The 15476-nt window shown below is 68.8% G+C and carries 14 protein-coding genes; 1 reads left to right on the forward strand and 13 read right to left on the reverse strand.

The genetic code is table 11. The annotated features are described in order from the left end of the window. The first annotated feature begins 3 nt into the window (after window positions 1-3). On the forward strand, window positions 4-663 hold the full coding sequence (locus JOD27_RS11870) for a response regulator (RefSeq protein WP_204762229.1): 660 nt from the start codon (window positions 4-6) through the stop codon (window positions 661-663). Here JOD27_RS11870 and JOD27_RS11875 read toward each other — a convergent pair. The 13 genes from JOD27_RS11875 to JOD27_RS11935 are packed head-to-tail and all read right to left on the reverse strand — an operon-like array spanning window position 630 to window position 15381. Next, on the reverse strand, window positions 630-1754 hold the full coding sequence (locus JOD27_RS11875; RefSeq protein ID WP_204762230.1) for an alpha/beta hydrolase family protein: 1125 nt from the start codon (window positions 1752-1754) through the stop codon (window positions 630-632). The genes JOD27_RS11870 and JOD27_RS11875 overlap by 34 nt on opposite strands. Continuing rightward, a complete protein-coding gene (locus tag JOD27_RS11880) occupies window positions 1751-2824 on the reverse strand; it encodes an LLM class flavin-dependent oxidoreductase (protein WP_204762231.1) in 1074 nt (357 codons plus the stop codon). Before JOD27_RS11880 ends, JOD27_RS11875 begins: the two co-directional genes overlap by 4 nt. A 4-nt stretch (window positions 2825-2828) precedes the next feature. Continuing rightward, window positions 2829-3503 carry a DNA alkylation repair protein gene (locus JOD27_RS11885; RefSeq protein WP_204762232.1) on the reverse strand — a complete coding sequence of 225 codons (675 nt, stop codon included), beginning with the start codon at window positions 3501-3503 and terminating at the stop codon, window positions 2829-2831. Further along, entirely contained in the window at window positions 3500-4732 is a 1233-nt protein-coding gene (locus JOD27_RS11890; protein ID WP_204762233.1) for an MFS transporter, read from the reverse strand. The genes JOD27_RS11885 and JOD27_RS11890 overlap by 4 nt, the downstream gene beginning before the upstream one ends. A gap of 60 nt (window positions 4733-4792) precedes the next feature. Next, complete coding sequence (locus tag JOD27_RS11895; protein ID WP_204762234.1) at window positions 4793-5617, reverse strand: alpha/beta fold hydrolase; 825 nt, start codon at window positions 5615-5617, stop codon at window positions 4793-4795. Next, window positions 5614-6798 (reverse strand): flavodoxin family protein, encoded by a 1185-nt coding sequence (locus JOD27_RS11900; protein WP_204762235.1) that lies wholly within the window; start codon window positions 6796-6798, stop codon window positions 5614-5616. The genes JOD27_RS11895 and JOD27_RS11900 overlap by 4 nt, the downstream gene beginning before the upstream one ends. A 1-nt stretch (window position 6799) precedes the next feature. Further along, the gene (gene hemW, locus JOD27_RS11905; protein WP_204762236.1) at window positions 6800-8170 is read right to left on the reverse strand and encodes a radical SAM family heme chaperone HemW; all 1371 of its coding nucleotides are present in this window, start codon (window positions 8168-8170) and stop codon (window positions 6800-6802) included. Beyond that, window positions 8167-9552, reverse strand: a complete 1386-nt coding sequence (locus JOD27_RS11910) for a coproporphyrinogen-III oxidase family protein (RefSeq protein ID WP_204762237.1) — start codon at window positions 9550-9552, stop codon at window positions 8167-8169. Before JOD27_RS11910 ends, hemW begins: the two co-directional genes overlap by 4 nt. A 5-nt stretch (window positions 9553-9557) precedes the next feature. Then, entirely contained in the window at window positions 9558-10937 is a 1380-nt protein-coding gene (locus JOD27_RS11915; RefSeq protein ID WP_204762238.1) for a B12-binding domain-containing radical SAM protein, read from the reverse strand. 1 nt (window position 10938) lies between these two features. Then, on the reverse strand, window positions 10939-11835 hold the full coding sequence (locus JOD27_RS11920; RefSeq protein WP_204762239.1) for a cyclase family protein: 897 nt from the start codon (window positions 11833-11835) through the stop codon (window positions 10939-10941). Between the two features lie 5 nt (window positions 11836-11840). After that, a complete protein-coding gene (locus JOD27_RS46565; RefSeq protein WP_204762240.1) occupies window positions 11841-13070 on the reverse strand; it encodes a beta-ketoacyl synthase N-terminal-like domain-containing protein in 1230 nt (409 codons plus the stop codon). Then, window positions 13067-14308, reverse strand: a complete 1242-nt coding sequence (locus tag JOD27_RS11930) for a beta-ketoacyl-[acyl-carrier-protein] synthase family protein (RefSeq protein WP_204762241.1) — start codon at window positions 14306-14308, stop codon at window positions 13067-13069. The genes JOD27_RS46565 and JOD27_RS11930 overlap by 4 nt, the downstream gene beginning before the upstream one ends. After that, window positions 14308-15381, reverse strand: coding sequence for a cupin domain-containing protein (locus JOD27_RS11935; protein WP_204762242.1), 1074 nt, complete (start codon window positions 15379-15381; stop codon window positions 14308-14310). Before JOD27_RS11935 ends, JOD27_RS11930 begins: the two co-directional genes overlap by 1 nt. Window positions 15382-15476: the final 95 nt, after the last annotated feature.

A 15476-nucleotide genomic window follows, 5' to 3' on the forward strand; every position in this document is an offset into this window, starting at 1 on the left:
GCAATGGGGCTCATCCGGGTGTTGCTCGTTGATGACCTACCGCTCGTCCGCATCGGTTTGCGCAGCGTGCTGTGCGAACGGGCCGGCATGGCCGTTGTCGGCGAAGCGGAGGACGGTGCGGACGCGGTCGAACTGTGCCGTAAATTGAAACCGGACGTCGTGCTGATGGACATCCGAATGCCCAGAATGGATGGATTGGAGGCCCTGTCCCACATCACCGGCCCCGGCGGCTGCACAGGCGTGAAGGTCGTCATGTTCACCATTTACGACCACGACGAGTACCTGTTCACCGCGCTGTGCCGGGGCGCCACCGGCTTCATCGTCAAGGATTCGCCGCCGGAGGTCGTCGTCGCGGCGCTGAGGGCAGCGCATTCCGGCGAGGCGCTGCTGTCACCCAGTTCCACGCTGAGGCTCATCTCCGCCTTCGTGTCCCAGCCGCCGCCGGGGCAGACACCCGAGATGCCGGACGGTCTCACCGGACGCGAGTTCGAGGTGCTGCAACTCGTCGTCTCGGGGCTGCGCAACGAGGAGATCGCCGATCGCCTGATGGTCAGCTACACCACCGTGAAGAGCCATGTCCGGCACCTGCACGAGAAACTGGGCTGCCGTGACCGCGTGCAGCTCGTGATCTACGGGTTCGAGCACGGCATCCGGCGCTGGTGAGTGAACCGCTCCGTCAGCCAGCCACGCAGGGTCGCCTCCCACGCCGGCCGGTGGTTGAAGCACATGTGGTCGCCGTCCGGGTAGACGACGGTTTGGACCAGATCTCCCAGCACGGTCCGCACCGGCTCGCTCTGCCCGATCGGCACCGTGCCGTCACGGCCGCCGTGGATCTGCAGCACCGGGCAGGTGATGTCGCCCAGCAGCGGCTCGACGTCGAAGGCGCGCAAGGCTTCTCGCGCCGCTTCGGCGGACTCGGCCTTCAGGTTGTACCGCATCGTGCGTGGAATCGGTTCCGGTGCGGAGGCATAGACGTCCAGAAGTCGCACTGGAGCGGAAATCACCGCACAACCGGCGATCCGGTGGTCGGTGGCGGCGATGCGCAGGGCGAAGTAGCCGCCGGCACTGCCGCCGACCACGACGATCCGCTCCGGATCGATCTCCGGTGTCTTGACCAAACCGTCGATCACCTCCGACACCACGGTTTCCGCATCCGCGCGCCACGGCACCCCACCGAACCGGCGCAGCTCCCCCTGACCCGGCAGGTCGAGCGCGACCCCGGCCCAGCCGCGGGCGGCGTAGGCGGCGAGCAGGCCGAAGAACTCCTCCTTCACCCCGTCCACCCCTCCCAGCGTCAGCACACACGGCGCGGGCCCGTCGGTCCCCGGCAGGCTGAGCAGTGTCGGTACCGGGATGTCCCGCCGCACCACGCGGGGCGTGCTGTGCTCGGCGACCAGCGCGCTCACCGCCACCAGGTGCGTCCACAGCCGGCGCCGCGCCTGATCGTCGGCTTCGAGGTACTCGGCGACCCGCAGGTACGCGACCGCGCGGGTGAGGCTCTCGACCGCACCGACCGAGTCGCCCCCGTCGACAGCCTGCCTCCCGAACTCCTCGTGCTTCTCACCGAGTGCGGTCCACTCCCGCACCCAGTCGGACACGGATCTGATGCGCCGCAACGCATCCACGGCCTCGCCTGAGTCCGCGCCCATGAACAGCAGGCGGGGCAGCAACGGCTCCCCCGGCCGCAGGCCCAGCACCTTCAGCGCACCGAGGACCCGCAGCGCCAGCCGGAACGGCAACGGGAAGCCGCTCACAGCGCGCTCAAGAGCTCGGCGGCATAACGGCGCATGGACCGCTCCACCAGTTCCTGCGGCTGCCCGAAGTCGAAGGTGGCGGCGATCGACGTGCAGTGCAGCTGGTCGGCCAGGGCGTTCAGAATCCGCCGGCAGGTCTCCGGCGAGCCGACCGCTACCGCGCCCCGCTCGATGGCGCCGGGCACCGTGAAGTCGAACCAGCGCTTGCCCAGCGCCGGATAGTGCGCGAAGTCGGCAGGCACGCCGTCGCGGTGGAAGGTGGCGATCGCGGAGGCGCCGGCCGCGCGGGTCTCGTCCACGTACCGGCGCAGGTGCGGCTCTGCCTCGGCGAGCGCCGTTTCGTCGTCGTCGGCCACGTGCACGTGCACGTTGACCATGATCTCGACGTCGTCCAGGGCGTGCCCCGACGCGGTCCAGGAGTCCAGGTACAGCTCGACCTTCTCGCCCAGCGACGGCAGGTCCGGCGACAGCAGCGGCGCCACCATCAGGTGGAAACCGTTGCGCCCGGCCCACTCGAACGTCTCCGGCGTGGTCGCGGCCGCCACCCACACCGGCGGCGGCGCCTGCACGCACGCCGGCTCCACGTGCAGCTCCGGGAACTGGAAGAACTGCCCGTCGTGACCGAACTCCTTGCCGGTGAGCGCGGACACGATGACGTCAACGCCCTCGTTGAACCGCGCGCGGCTCTCCGTCATCGGGATGCCGAAGCCGTCGTACTCGCACTTCAGGAACGCCCGCCCGAGCCCCAGCTCGACCCGGCCCCCGGTGACCTGGTCGAGTGTGGCCACCCGCTCCGCGACGGACAGCGGGTGGTGGTAGGGCACCTGTACGACACCGAGCCCGAACCGGATCCGCGGCGCGCGGTCGGCCAGTGCGGCGATCAGGACGTCCGGCGCGGACAGGATGCCGCCGTGCGGCTGGAAGTGGTGCTCGGCGAACCACGCGCGGCCGAAACCGAGCTGGTCCGCGAGCACGGTCAGCTCGCTGATCCGCTGGAACATGGCGGTGGGCGGCCCGTCGACGGCGCCCGCGAAGGTGGGGAGTGAGAACACGTCCGAACCGATGGCCACAGGTTCATCCCTTCATCACAGCGAGAAGTCGCTTCGTCTGCTCGGCGCGCGTGTCCACCAGGTGGCGGCAGGCGCGGGTGATCACCCAGGCGGCACCGGGCTCGGCTGCCCATGCGCTCAGCGAGGCCAGGGTGAGGTCCGGATGGGTCTTGCTGATGTCCGACAACGAGTTGCCCACCGACTTGCGCACGTACTCGCTGGAGTCCGCGCGCAACCGGCCCAGCAACTCCAGGGCATGCTCGGGGTTGTCTTTGAAGTACGGGCGTTTCGTCCACACGCGCGGGCCCTCCGCCGCGGCCCTGCGCACGTTGTGGTGCTCGTGTCCGAGCCACTGCTCGATGACCGGAACGGACTTCTCCCAGCCCCGGACCGCACAGAACCAGTCGAATCCCTTGGCCAGCGCCTCCTGCACGCGCCAGTCGTCGTCACGTGGCACGGTGACGAGCAGGAACTCCATCGCGTCGGCGACGGTGTCCGCGGCCGGGCCGAGCGTCATGGCGATGCCCATGCGAAGGCTTTCGTCGGCGGCACCGGTCCACAGGCCGGTCAACGCCGTCGTCACGCCGGCGGGATCACCGTGATGACGTTTCCAGAACGCGGCGGTGTTCCTGCGCAGTTGCGGCACCGACACGTCCTCGGTGATGTCCTTGAACTCCTTGCGCAGCGCGGAAGTGCTCACGCCGTCACCACCTTCGCGGGCGTGCCGCGCAGCGGCAGGGTCAGCAGCACCGCGACCACTCCGGCCGCCGCCAGCACCCAGAACCGGGCGTCGATGCCGAGCTCCTGCACGAGCAGGCCGCCGAACACCGGACCGAGGATCGGGCCGATGCCCTGCACCAGCCGGTTGGCACCGAGCGCGGAGCCGACGCGGCGCGGGTCCAGCTTGAGCACCTCGTCGGTGACCATGGTGGTGGACAACGAGATCGCGGGTCCTTCTGCCAGGCCGACGAACGCGTAGATGATCGCCACGCTCGCCACCGACACACCGACCAGCGGCAGCAGGGCCAGCGCCACCACCACCAGCGCGAGGCAGCCGATCAGCACCGGCTTGCGGCCGATCTTGTCGGAGATCGCGCCCGCGACCGTCGTGCCGACCGAGGCCACGACCTCGTACGGGATGAAGACGAACGCGATCAGCCAGGCCGACGCGTTGAGCACCGTGAGGCTGAACGGAACCAGGAAGGTCGCGGCCACACCGACGGCGAACGCGACACCGGCCACCACACCGGACAGCACCACCGTCCGGTTGGTGAACCAGCCGAACGTCTGCGCGAACGCCCTGGGCAGCGTGCTGGGCAGCTTCTCCTTCAGGCTCTCCGGCAACATCGCGGCGGCGACCGTGGCGATCACCAGCAGCACGCCGTCCACCCACAACACCAGCTGCCAGCTGCCGCCGGCCGCGAGCAGACCACCCAGCACGTAGCCGATGACCGAACCCGCGCCGATCCCGCCTGCCAGCACGCCGATCGCCTTTCCCCTCTGCTGGAAGGAGAACAGGTCGGCGGGCACCGTGAAGGCCGGGGAGAGGAACAGGCCGCGGCCGACACCGAACACCAGCCAGCCGACGATCAGCAACGCGGGCCCCGAAGTGGACAACGCGGCGAGGACGATGCCGACGGCGGACAGTCCCAGGCCGATCGTGATCGGTGGCTTGCGGCCGTAACGGTCTGCCAGCACGCCCGCCGGCACGTTGAGCACGGTCATCACCAACGACGACACCGCGAGCAGCACGCCCAGGTTCGCCGAGTCCAGGCGGAGTTCGGCGGCGATGTGCGGCAGGACGGGGAATACCGACATCATCACCGCCCACACCAGCACAACGCAGCCCGTGAGCACCGCGAGCGTGGTGCGGTGCGGGGACTGCCACACGCTGTTCGGCCGTGCCTCCCCTGCTGATGGCTCGGACATGCTTTCCCCTTTCACGCAAAGGTCTTTCTCAACTGATCGTGACCCTGCGCGACACGTTACTCACTCTGTGGGGTGGGACAGGAAGTCCCTGATCGTCGTGGCGACCTCGACCGGATGTTCCAGGAACATGAAGTGGCCGGCGTCGGACACGACGTGCAGCTGCGCGTCGGGAATGCGTTCCACCAGCAGTTCCGCGCTGCTGACCGGGGTGCTCCTGTCCTGGTCGGCAGCGATCACCAGGGTGCGGGCGGTGATGCCGCCGATCCGCTCACGCAGGTCCGGATGTTGCAGCTGGATCAAATTCTTGTGCACGGAGAAAGGGACCCACGACCAGCTCGCGATGACCCTCGCCGCGACCTCGGGATGGTGCGGCAGAAAGAAAAACGGCCCCGCCCGCTCGTTGGACTGCGCGATGACGTCCCGATAGGTCTCCTCGGTCACCGGTGGCCGCTGCCACTTCATCTCGTAGTGCGCGGCCGATCCCATCAACACCAATGAATTCACCCGATCGGGGTGGTCCAGCGCGAACACCATGGCCGTGACCGAGCCCAGCGAGTGACCCACCAGGACCGCGCTCTCCCAGCCCAGTTCGTCCAGCACCGTGACGAGATCGTCGGCGCACTGCTGCGCGGACAGTGGAACGTCCTCTTTGGACGACAGTCCGTGGCCGCGCAGATCCACGCTGGCGCAGCGGCGTTCGCCGGACAGCATCGTGGCCAGCTCGGCGAAATGTGTGTGGTTGTCCCGATTTCCGTGCAGGAACACCACTGGCGGCGCCTCCGGGTCACCCTCGTCCACGCGGACGAACAGCTGGGCGCCGTCCGGCAGCGTGACCACCCGCGCGGTCGCCGGCACGGTGGTGCGCGTGCTCAACCCTTGCGTCATCTGGGTTCTCCCATCCCGATCTCCACCGAGACCGGACCAGCGCCGGACAGGTCGTTGCGCACCGCCAGCACCTCGGTGACGGCGTCGCGGGTGGTGTGCGTGCCGGAGATCTGCCGCACCATCCGGCCGAGGCGGTCCACCACGATCAGGTGCGGCTCCACGTTCGCGGACAGGCCCAACGCGCCGCCGAACCCGCGTTCCCAGTCCATCAGCACCGGAACCTGGTGGTTCTGCTCGGCGATCTTGCCCTTGACGAAGTCCCTGCTGATGAAGTGCGGCAACTGGTCCACCGCCGCCACCAGCCGGACGTCGAGCCCAGGAGCGAGCTTGCGGATGCGCTCGATGCGCTGCATCGCCTCCTCGCTCTTGGTTTGACCGGCCAGCACCAGCACGGTCAGCTCGCCGGGCCCCTGCGAGACGTCGGCAGGCCGGTCGCCGAGATCGGTCAGCAGCTTCAGGTGCTCGCTGATGTCCTTGCCTTTGCTGGGACCCAGCCGCGGCGACGAGCCGTTCACGTTGAACGTGGAGAAGCCGATGGCGTTGGCCACCCTGCGGCCGATCTGCCGGCTGATCTCGATGGCGTACTCCGCGTTCTGCACGCCCTGGCCCCACGGTTTGGTGCGGATGCCGGGTTGTTCGTCGAACTCGATCAAGCTCAGTCCGACGCTGGCGATCACCGACAGCTTCACGTTCGTCCACAACGGCATCAGGCTCGCCATCGCCCACTCCTGGCCGATGCCGGCGGAGGTGACGATCTGCGCGGCCACCTTGCCCTGGAACGCGGTGCCCTTGACGTCCGCGGCCACCTCGTAGTTGTAGTACTGGTACTGCAGTTCGTCCGCGTTGGCCGGCTCGCACCGGTCGAGCCACTGCTTCCAGGTGAACGGCAGCCCCAGCGCGTACACCGGGGAGGCGAACACGAACGCGTCCGCCCATTTGATGTGCTTGTACAGCTGGATGTAGCGGTCCTCCGGCCGTTTGAACAAATGGCACGGCGTGCGGTTCATGCAGTCTCCGCAGCCGTCGCAGTCCTCGATGGGGTAGTCGACCAGCCTGATCACCCTGGTCGTCGCGCCGACCTCCTCGGCGCCGCGCATCGCCTGCCGGCACAGGTACTCGCTCGCGCTGGGCGCGCTGGTCTTCGGCGAGCCGCAGATGCCGAGCACGTTCTTCGTCCTCATGTCAGCGGTCCAGCCGCTTCGGCATCTTCTGGCCCTCCCTGAGCAGGCGCCCGCGTGCGAGCACTTCCCGCGGGATGGCCTCGACCTGGGTGAACCGCTCGGAGAAGAACTCGCGGCAGACGTTGTTGCCCCAGAACACGCCGTCCTCGGTCAGCGCGATGGCGTCGTCGGTGACGGTCAGCAGCCCCTGCGCGGTGAGCTTGGCGATCTGCTCGGCGAACACGTCGACGGCGTCCACGGCGAACAGCTCGCGGAACAGGTGCCGGTTGACGCTGAACAGACGCAGCCCCTTGGCCATCTGGCCGCACATCTCCTCGCCGCGGTCGGCCTTCGAGCCGATCAGCACCGGCAGTTCGCCACCGTCCACGCAGCCCTCGTACTCGGCCAGCGGGCCCTTGTTGACGTACATGTACCGGCCCAGGTAGCCGAACGCGGCGGCGCCCACGCCCAGCAGGTCGCGCTGCTCGGAGAAGTACAGGACCGCGTGCTTGTTGATCTTGCCGGGGAGTGCGAAGTCGTACACCGAGTACTGCTCGTAGCCCGCGTCGCGGAGCATCTGCGAGGCCAGCCGGTACAGCGTCACCTCGTGTTCGTGGTCGCCGGGGCGGGCGAGCTTGCTGGTGTCGATCAACGAGTGCAGCCGGGTGAACGGTGGGATGATCAGCGAGAACAGCGTGACGTGGTCGTAGCGCCAGTCGATGGCCTCCTGCACGTCGGCCCGCCACTGCTCGACCGTCTGGCCGGGCAGGTTGTAGATCAGGTCGATGCCCACGTTGTCGTAGCCCGCCTTGCGGGCCAGCCGGGTCGCTTCCCTGGAGGTTTCCGGCTCCTGCGGAATTTCCAGCGTGGCAGCGAAGTGGTCGTTGAACGTCTGCACGCCGAAGCTGATCCGGTTGCACCCGGCGGCGCGCGCGGCGACCAGCTTGTCGTAGGTGAAGTTGGACGGGTTGCCCTCGATGCTGAACTCCGCGTCGTCGGCGAAGCGCAGCTTGTCCTGGCAGTGCTCGAGGAACCCCGCCATCTGGTCGGCGGTCATGCAGCTCGGCGTGCCGCCCCCGATCGCCAGCGAGCCGAACGTCATCGACGACACCCTGCGCGTCCCGGCGTAGTGCGTGATCTCGGCGTTCAGCCGCTGCAGGTAGGCGTCCATCTTCGCCTCGTCCATCAGCTGCTTGTTGAACGGGCAGAAGTTGCAGATCTTGTCGCAGAACGGGATGTGCACGTACATCGCGTTCTGGCCCGGCCGCGTGTTCGGCTGGTCCAGCTCCATCAGGGTGGCGATATCCGCTTGCTCCGGCGGGGTCTCCGGCAGCGGGTAGTGCGAGACGCAGATCCGCTCGCGACTGGCGTAGGGAATGGTCGGTGTGCTCACGCGGTGCCTCCGGAGTGCGAGCCGTTGAGTTCCAGGTCGATCACGTCCCGCTTGCGGGCCAGCGATTCGGCCAGCTTCTGCCCGACGGCCTTGATCTGGTCGGAGTAGAAGGCCTTGGCCACGTCGTAGCCGAACAGGGTGCCGGTGGGCGTGAGCCGCACGCCGTCGTCGTCCACGACGATCAGGTCGCGGTCGGTCAGCTCGGTCAGCAGCGGGCCGAACAAGTCCTCCGGCTGCACGCCGTGGCGGGCCACGAAGGTCGAGCGCTTCACTTCCAGCATCCGCAGGCCCATCGCCATGGTGGCGCGGGGACGCTCGGACTCCGGCGTCTGCTGGCCCGCGTTGATCGGCGGCAGGCCCTGCTCGGTCAGCTCCCGGTAGCGCTTGAGCTCGGCCACGTTGACGTACGTGTACTCGTTGACCGTGCCCATAGCACCGGCGCCCAGGCCCAGCAGGTCCTCGAACTCCGTGAAGTGGAGCTGTGCGTGCCGGTAGGTGACCTCCGGCAGCGAGAAGTCCGGCACCGACGTCTGCGCCAGGCCCCGTTCCCCGAGGTGCTCGGCGGCGACCCTGGCGAGCTCCAGCTCGTGGTCGAGCTCGCCGATGCCCGCCACCTTGCGCTCGTTGACGTCTCGGAACAGCTTGGTGTGCGGCATCACCGACAGCGGGAACATGGTGACCTGCTTGACCCCGGCCGCCAGCGCGCTGTCGATGTCCGACCGGACGTGCTCCGCGGTCTGGCCGGGCAGGTTGTAGATCAGGTCGATGCTGATGTGGTCGATGCCGGCGGCCTGGGCCCAGCCGATCACCCTGCGCGAGGTGTCGCCGTCCTGCGCGACGTCGCTGGCCCTGCCGACCTCGTCGTCGAACGTCTGCACGCCGAAGCTCACCCGGTTCACGCCGGCCTGCGCGACCTGCCGCAGCTTGTCCTCGTCCACCGTGATCGGGCTGCATTCGAGGGTGATCTCCGCGTCCGGCGCGAAGGTGAACACGCTCCTGGCGTGCCCGACCAGGTCGGCCAGCTGCTCCGGCTCCAGGATGCTGGCGGTGCCGCCACCCATGTAGAGCGAGCCGAACGCGGCGTCGCGGAAGTACGGTGTGGCACCGTAGTTGTCGATCTCCCGCTTGAGGTCGACCAGGTACTGCCGGATGCGTTCGGGGTCCTGCTTGTACTTGACGAACGGGCAGAAGCCGCACAGGTACTGGCAGAACGGGATGTGCATGTACATGGCTTTCGGCCCCGGCGTGGGGGCGGGCGAGCCCAGCCCCATCTGGCTCGCGATGGCCGGGTAGTCCGGTGATGCCCACGGCATCGGGTAGCACATGACCGGGTAGCGGTCCCGTGCCGTGAACGGCAGCGCGGGTTCCTTGGTTGCTGTCATCGAACTCATCCCTGTGTCGCGGAGACGCGCAGTGAGCTGGCGGCCACCTCGGTTGCGAGCTTGTTCTGGTCGAAGTTCATCCGCACCATCACCTCCGGGTGGTCGGCGATGAAGGTGTTGATCAGCTGGAGGATCTCGGTGCACTCGTCCCCGCCGAGGGCCTCGTCCACGTAGAACAGCGGCATCAGCATGTCGACGTCGCCGCTCGGCTTGCCGAGGCTCTGCCACAGCGGGGTTTGCGGGTAGAGACGGATGCCGAAGGCGATGGTGAGCACGTGTGGCTGACACTCCGCCATCGTGTCCAATGTGGACTTGACGGTCTCCGCGGTCTCACCGGGTCCGCCGAGCAGCAACGAGTGCACGATGCGAACTCCGGACTGCTTGGCGCAGCGGGTGGCGTTGAGGATGTCCTCGCGGCTGAAGTCCTTCTGCAGACTGGTGAGCATCTCGTCGCAGCCCGCGTCCAGGCCGAAGTTCAGCGTCTCGCAGCCGGCCCGTTTGAACAGGTCGGTCAGCTCGGTGTCGTATTGCAACGGGTTCGTGTAGGCCATCCACGACACACCGAGATCGGCTCGCACCAGCTCCTCGCACACCGCGATCGCGTGCCGCCTGGGCAGGTTGAAGATGCTGTCGGTGATGAAGAACCGGCGCACCCCGGCAAGATCGCGCACGTGCCGCATCTCGTCCACGATCTCCACCGGAGAGCGCAGCCGGAACCGCTTGCCCTCGATCGACGGCACCGGGCAGTAGGAGCAGCGGAACGTGCAGCCGCGCTTGGTCTGGATGCCGTAGGTCGGCTGCGGTCCGACGACCTTCGCGCTGAAGTAACGCGGATCCGGCACGAACGTCCGCGGTGCCCTGATGCTCGCCGGATCGGCGACTCGTGCCGGCTCCGCCGCGACCAGTGCCCCGTCGACCATCCGGATCAGGCCTGGCGAGCTCTCGATCGCCTCACCCTTGCCGATCGCGTCCGCCAGCGCCACGATCGCTGACTCGCCCTCGCCGACCACGCCGAGATCGACGTCCAGCACCTTCATGATCTCCATCGGCATCAGCGAGAACGCCGAGCCGCCGAGCACCACGGGCGCGGGCGAGTTGGCCCGGCAGGCCTCGATCACGATCCGGACGTCGCCGAGATTTCCCCGGTACCTCAGGTACGTCTCGTTGTCGACGTTGCGGATGGACACCCCGATGAGCGCAGGGTCGAACTCCCGCACGGTCTCCTCGACCAACGGTCCGAGCCGCTCGTCCGGCTCGAAGCACAGGTCCAGGATCCGCGCCTCGTGGCCCGCCTCGAGCAGGGCGTTCTGCAGATAGGCCACGCCCGCGGGCACGGCGTAGGACGGCCGGGCTTCCCGGTTGGTGGCGATCAGTAGGACGCGCATGTCACCCCCTCACGACTTCACTGCTGGTGGCGCCGTTGTCGATGGCTGCGGTGTCGATTTCTGCTGGGACGAGCGCCACCGGCCGCGCCCAGCCGGCCCCGGCACCGCGCACGTTGATCGGCAGGCAGCACACCGTGAACCCGGTCGGCGCCGGCAACCGGTCGAAGTGGCCCATCCGTTCGATCTGCAGGTACTCACGGGTGCGGCCGAACAGGTGGCAGGGCCACAGGTGCGTCCTGTCGCCTGTCCGGTAGTACCGTTCGATCATCACCGGGGCCGGCAGGTCGAACCCCGCGGTGTCGGTGCCGATCACCCTGATCCCGTGGTCCAGCAGGAAGTCCAGGGCAGGCACGGTCATGCCGGGGTGGCCGCCGAAGTAGGCGGGCGTCGGCCACAGGTGGTCGGATCCGGTGTGCAGCAACACGATCTCCCCGGGCTGGAGCTCATGACCGATGCGGTCGAGCTCGGCTGTCAGGTCTTCCACGGTGATCGACTCACCGGGCTTCTTGTCGGTCAGCCCGATCAGCACACCGGGACCGACGCACCAGTCCAGCGGGATCTCGTGAATCTTCTTGGCGGCCTTGCCCTCGCAGGTCGGCCCGTAGTGGAACGGGGCGTCCACGTGGGTGCCCGCGTGCACCGAGAGGGTGAGGAACTCGTTGCCCAGGAACAACCCGTCCGGGAAGCTCCGTTCGTCGATCCGCCTGCGGCCGGTGAGATAACCGATCGCGCGGCCCAGCCTGGTCGCGAGCGGCACGTGCCGGGAGAAGGCGGCCTTGCGGCCGATCCGGCGCGGCCCGTCGGCGTGGGTCCAGGGTTCGATCTTCACCACACCGGGGTCGAACGGCAGGTCGGCAACCGGCATGCTGAGGTCGACGATGGTGGTGGTCCTGTCCATTGTGGTCACGCCCGTCCCCCGATCGACTTCAGCACCGCGGCCGCGTTGAAGCCTCCGGCGCCGCGGGCGACGACCAGCGCGACACTCAGCCCGGCCGCGAAACACGGCTCGCCGACCACGTCGAGTCGCCCAGGCTCGTCGGCCCCGAGGGACGGTGGCGCCACGTCGTACACCAGTGCCTGCGCGGCCCAGCACAGGTCGAGCAGCGCCCCGGCCGAGTTGAGCCGCCCGGTCATCGTCTTCGGCACGACGATCGGGACGTCGGCGAGCTGTGCGCCGAGGCAGCTCCGCAACGCGGCCACCTCCAACGCGTCCCAGTCCTCGGCGCCGTTTCCGTCGGCGAACACGATGTCGACCTCGGCCGGGGTCACGTCGGCTCGCCACAGCGCACGGGTGATCGCCGCCGCCAGCGCGTCCGGTGTCGGTGGAGCCAGCACGTGATCGTGGGCGTCATGGGTGCAGGCGACCGAAGCCAGCTCGGCGTAACGGCCGGGAGCGCGTCTCGCCGTCGCCGACTCCAGCGTCTCGACGAGCAGGGCCGCGCCGCCCTCACCGATCACGCCGCCGGTCGCCGGTGTGCGGAACGGCTGGTAGTCCCCCGAGCGGCTCAGGTCGGTCCGCTTCTGGTGGCAGACCACGGAATACGGGGAGAACGGCGCCTCGCCGCCAGCGACCAGCACACGCTGGTCCGGCTCCGAGCGCAGCATCCGCAACGCCGCGCCGGCGGCGGCCAGGCCGCCCGCGCCGTCGGCGACGGTCACCGTGCAGCGGCCCTTGAAACCGTGCCGGATGGACAGCTGACCCGCGCTCGCCGCGTAGAACCAGGCGACGGACTGGTACGCGGTGACCGCCCGCGGACCCTTCGACCACAGCGACTGCAACTCCCGCTGGCCGAACACGTTGCCGCCGGTCGAGCTCGGCGTGACCACCGAGAGGCAGTAGGGATCGGTCCGGTCGAAGTCCAGTTCCGCGTCGGCGAGACAGAGCTCGGCGGCAGCCAGGCAGAACCACGTCCACCGGTCGGTCTGCACCCGTTGCCGATCCACGACGAACTGGTCGGCGTCGAAGTCGGCGACCAGGCCGCCTGCCGGCAAACCGGAACCGCCGCGCACGTCCTCCGGCAACGGCGCGATGCCGCTGCGCTTGGCCAGAGTGGCTTTCCACTGCTGTTCGGTGCCGATTCCGTTCGGCGCGACCACGCCGAGGCCGGTGATCACGATGGGGTCCTGGCTCACCGGCCACCGTCCGCGATCTCGGAGAACACCATGGCGGACTGAAAACCGCCGAACCCGCTGCCCACCGACAACGCGCTGCGCACGTGGTGCTGCCGTGCGATCAGCGGAACGTAGTCCAGGTCGCATTCCGGCGACGGGTTCCGCAGGTTCGCGGTCGGCGGGACCACGCGGTCTCGGATCGCCAGCGCGCAGGCCGCCATCTCGATCGCTCCGATGGCGCCGAGAGAATGCCCCACCACCGCCTTGATCGAGCTGATGGGGGTGCTGCGCGCGTGCTCACCGAGCGCCAGCTTGAACGCGGCCGTCTCGTGCCGGTCGTTCTGCTTCGTGCCGGAACCATGCGCGCTGATGTAGTCCACCTGACCCGGCTGGAGACCCGCGCGGCGGAGCGCGATCCGGATGGCCTCGGCCATCTCCGTGCCGTCCGGCTTGAGGCCGGTCATGTGGAACGAGTTGGCCCGGCCGGCGTATCCAGCCAGCTCACAGTAGATGCGCGCGCCGCGCCGGCGTGCCGCGGAAAGCTCTTCGAGCACCAGCACAGCGGCGCCTTCGCCGAGGACGAAACCTTCCCTGGTGGCGTCGAAGGGCCGGGAGGCGGTGACCGGGTCCTCGTTGCGAGGAGTGGTGGCGCGGATGGCGTCGAAGGAGGCGGCGGTGATCGGCGTGACCGGTGCGTCGGACGCACCGGCGATCACGACGTCGGCCTCGCCGTCGACGATCAGTTCGTGGGCGACGCCGATCGAGTCGATGCCCGACGTGCAGCCGGTGGAGATGGTCATCACCGGCCCGCGGGCCCTCAGCCGGATCGCCACCTCCGTCGCGAGGCTCGACGGCACCAGCGCCGGGTACAGGTCACTGTGGACCCGCGTGCCGTCGACCGTCCACACGTGACCTTTGTCGCTGGCCCGCGCGTACTCCTCCTCCAGCCTGAGCGACGCACCGACGGCGGTGCCCATGCTGACCCCGACGGTGAACGGATCCACTGTGGACAAATCGATCCCCGCGTCGGCGACGGCTTCGTCGGCGGCGGCTGCAGCCATCGAGATGTACCGATCCTCATGCAGATCCGGCACGTCGTCGCACTCGGCAGCGACCTGGGACCGAAAGGGCGAGGGGTCGAACGCGGTGATCGTGCGGACCGCCGGGCGGCCCTCCAGCACCCGCTGCCAGAAAGCCTCTCTGGTCGGGCCTCCTGGCGCGACCACGCCGATGCCGGTCACCGCGGTGCGGCGCGTCATCAGCGCCCTCCGGACTCGGTGTCCACGTGCCCCAGTTCCGGCCTCGGCGCGAGCGGGCTCAGCGCGAACACCGCGACCAGCGGGACGTCGCCGGTGTTTCGCAGCCGGTGCCGGACATTGCGCGGTACGAGCACGCCTTGCTTGGCCTGCAACGGAACCGGCGTGTCCTCCAAGTCGATCTCGGCCTGGCCGGACACGATCAGCAGGTGCTCCTCCGAGTAGGGGTGCAGGTGCTCGTCGATCCGCTCGCCAGGCGCCAGCTCGACGAATCCGCTGATGCCGTAGGCGGAACCGCAGGCGGCCGGTCCGATCAACGTCCGCATGTCACCGCCGCGCTTGCGCACCGACGACGTGGTGTCCCAGGTCCGCACAGTGCGGCGGCGCTCTTCGATCCGGCGCGCGATGATCTCCATCTGCACGGCCGAACCGGTGTTGATCCGCTGGACCATCGCCGCGTCGTCCAATGGCGCCGTCGGCTTCATCCGGAACTCCTGAGCCCACGTCATGCGGGTGCGATCCGGCGCGAGTTGCTCGAACGACCAGCGCAGCCGCATGAACTCGAAGTTGCCGCGTTCGATCCGCCACGCCCTGACCGTCCACTTGTCCCGGTTCCAGCGGCGGCGCGACACCCAGGACCAGCTGACGCCGTTCGCGTCGGGGTGCAGGGTGAGCCGGAAGGTGACCCAGTTCTCCCCCTCCGCCAGCACTTCGACGGAGGCGTACTCGGTGAACAGCTCGGTCCACCGGCGCACGTCGTTGACCGCAGCCCACACGTAGCCGATGGGAGCGGCGATCTCCACGTGGTTCTCGGTGCGCGCGATCGGCCGGCGACCGGCCAGCCGGTTGATGATCTTGCGGAGGGCGGCCGGCGTCGTGTCCTCCGTCAACAGGTCCTCGATGTCACCGCCGTAGCGGTCCTGCACCCGTTTGGAGATCTCCATCCTGGCAAGCGAGTCCACGCCGAGGTCGCCGAAGGGCGTGCCGTCGTCCTGCGCCAGCACCGTGGTCCCCACCGCGCGGAGCAGGTCCTCGACCTCGCCTCCCACCTCGCTGCCGCCGTCGATCGCCGTCACCACCGATCCCCTTCCGCCAGGCACTCGCGTGCACCGCCGAACCGCGATCAGCGTCGCAGCCGGTGGCTCGGCCGGGCATCGCCCGCGGGTCGATC

The sequence above is a fragment of the Lentzea nigeriaca genome (genome assembly GCF_016907955.1).
Classification (GTDB): Bacteria; Actinomycetota; Actinomycetes; order Mycobacteriales; family Pseudonocardiaceae; genus Lentzea; species Lentzea nigeriaca.

Coding starts and splice junctions, on each gene's coding strand:
- JOD27_RS11915 (WP_204762238.1), bottom strand. CDS start 10,937: ATGCGCGTCCTACTGATCGCCACCAACCGGGAAGCCCGGCCGTCCTAC.
- JOD27_RS11895 (WP_204762234.1), bottom strand. CDS start 5,617: ATGACGCAAGGGTTGAGCACGCGCACCACCGTGCCGGCGACCGCGCGG.
- JOD27_RS11910 (WP_204762237.1), bottom strand. CDS start 9,552: ATGACAGCAACCAAGGAACCCGCGCTGCCGTTCACGGCACGGGACCGC.
- JOD27_RS11930 (WP_204762241.1), bottom strand. CDS start 14,308: ATGACGCGCCGCACCGCGGTGACCGGCATCGGCGTGGTCGCGCCAGGA.
- JOD27_RS11900 (WP_204762235.1), bottom strand. CDS start 6,798: ATGAGGACGAAGAACGTGCTCGGCATCTGCGGCTCGCCGAAGACCAGC.
- JOD27_RS11890 (WP_204762233.1), bottom strand. CDS start 4,732: ATGTCCGAGCCATCAGCAGGGGAGGCACGGCCGAACAGCGTGTGGCAG.
- JOD27_RS11920 (WP_204762239.1), bottom strand. CDS start 11,835: ATGGACAGGACCACCACCATCGTCGACCTCAGCATGCCGGTTGCCGAC.
- JOD27_RS11870 (WP_204762229.1), top strand. CDS start 4: ATGGGGCTCATCCGGGTGTTGCTCGTTGATGACCTACCGCTCGTCCGC.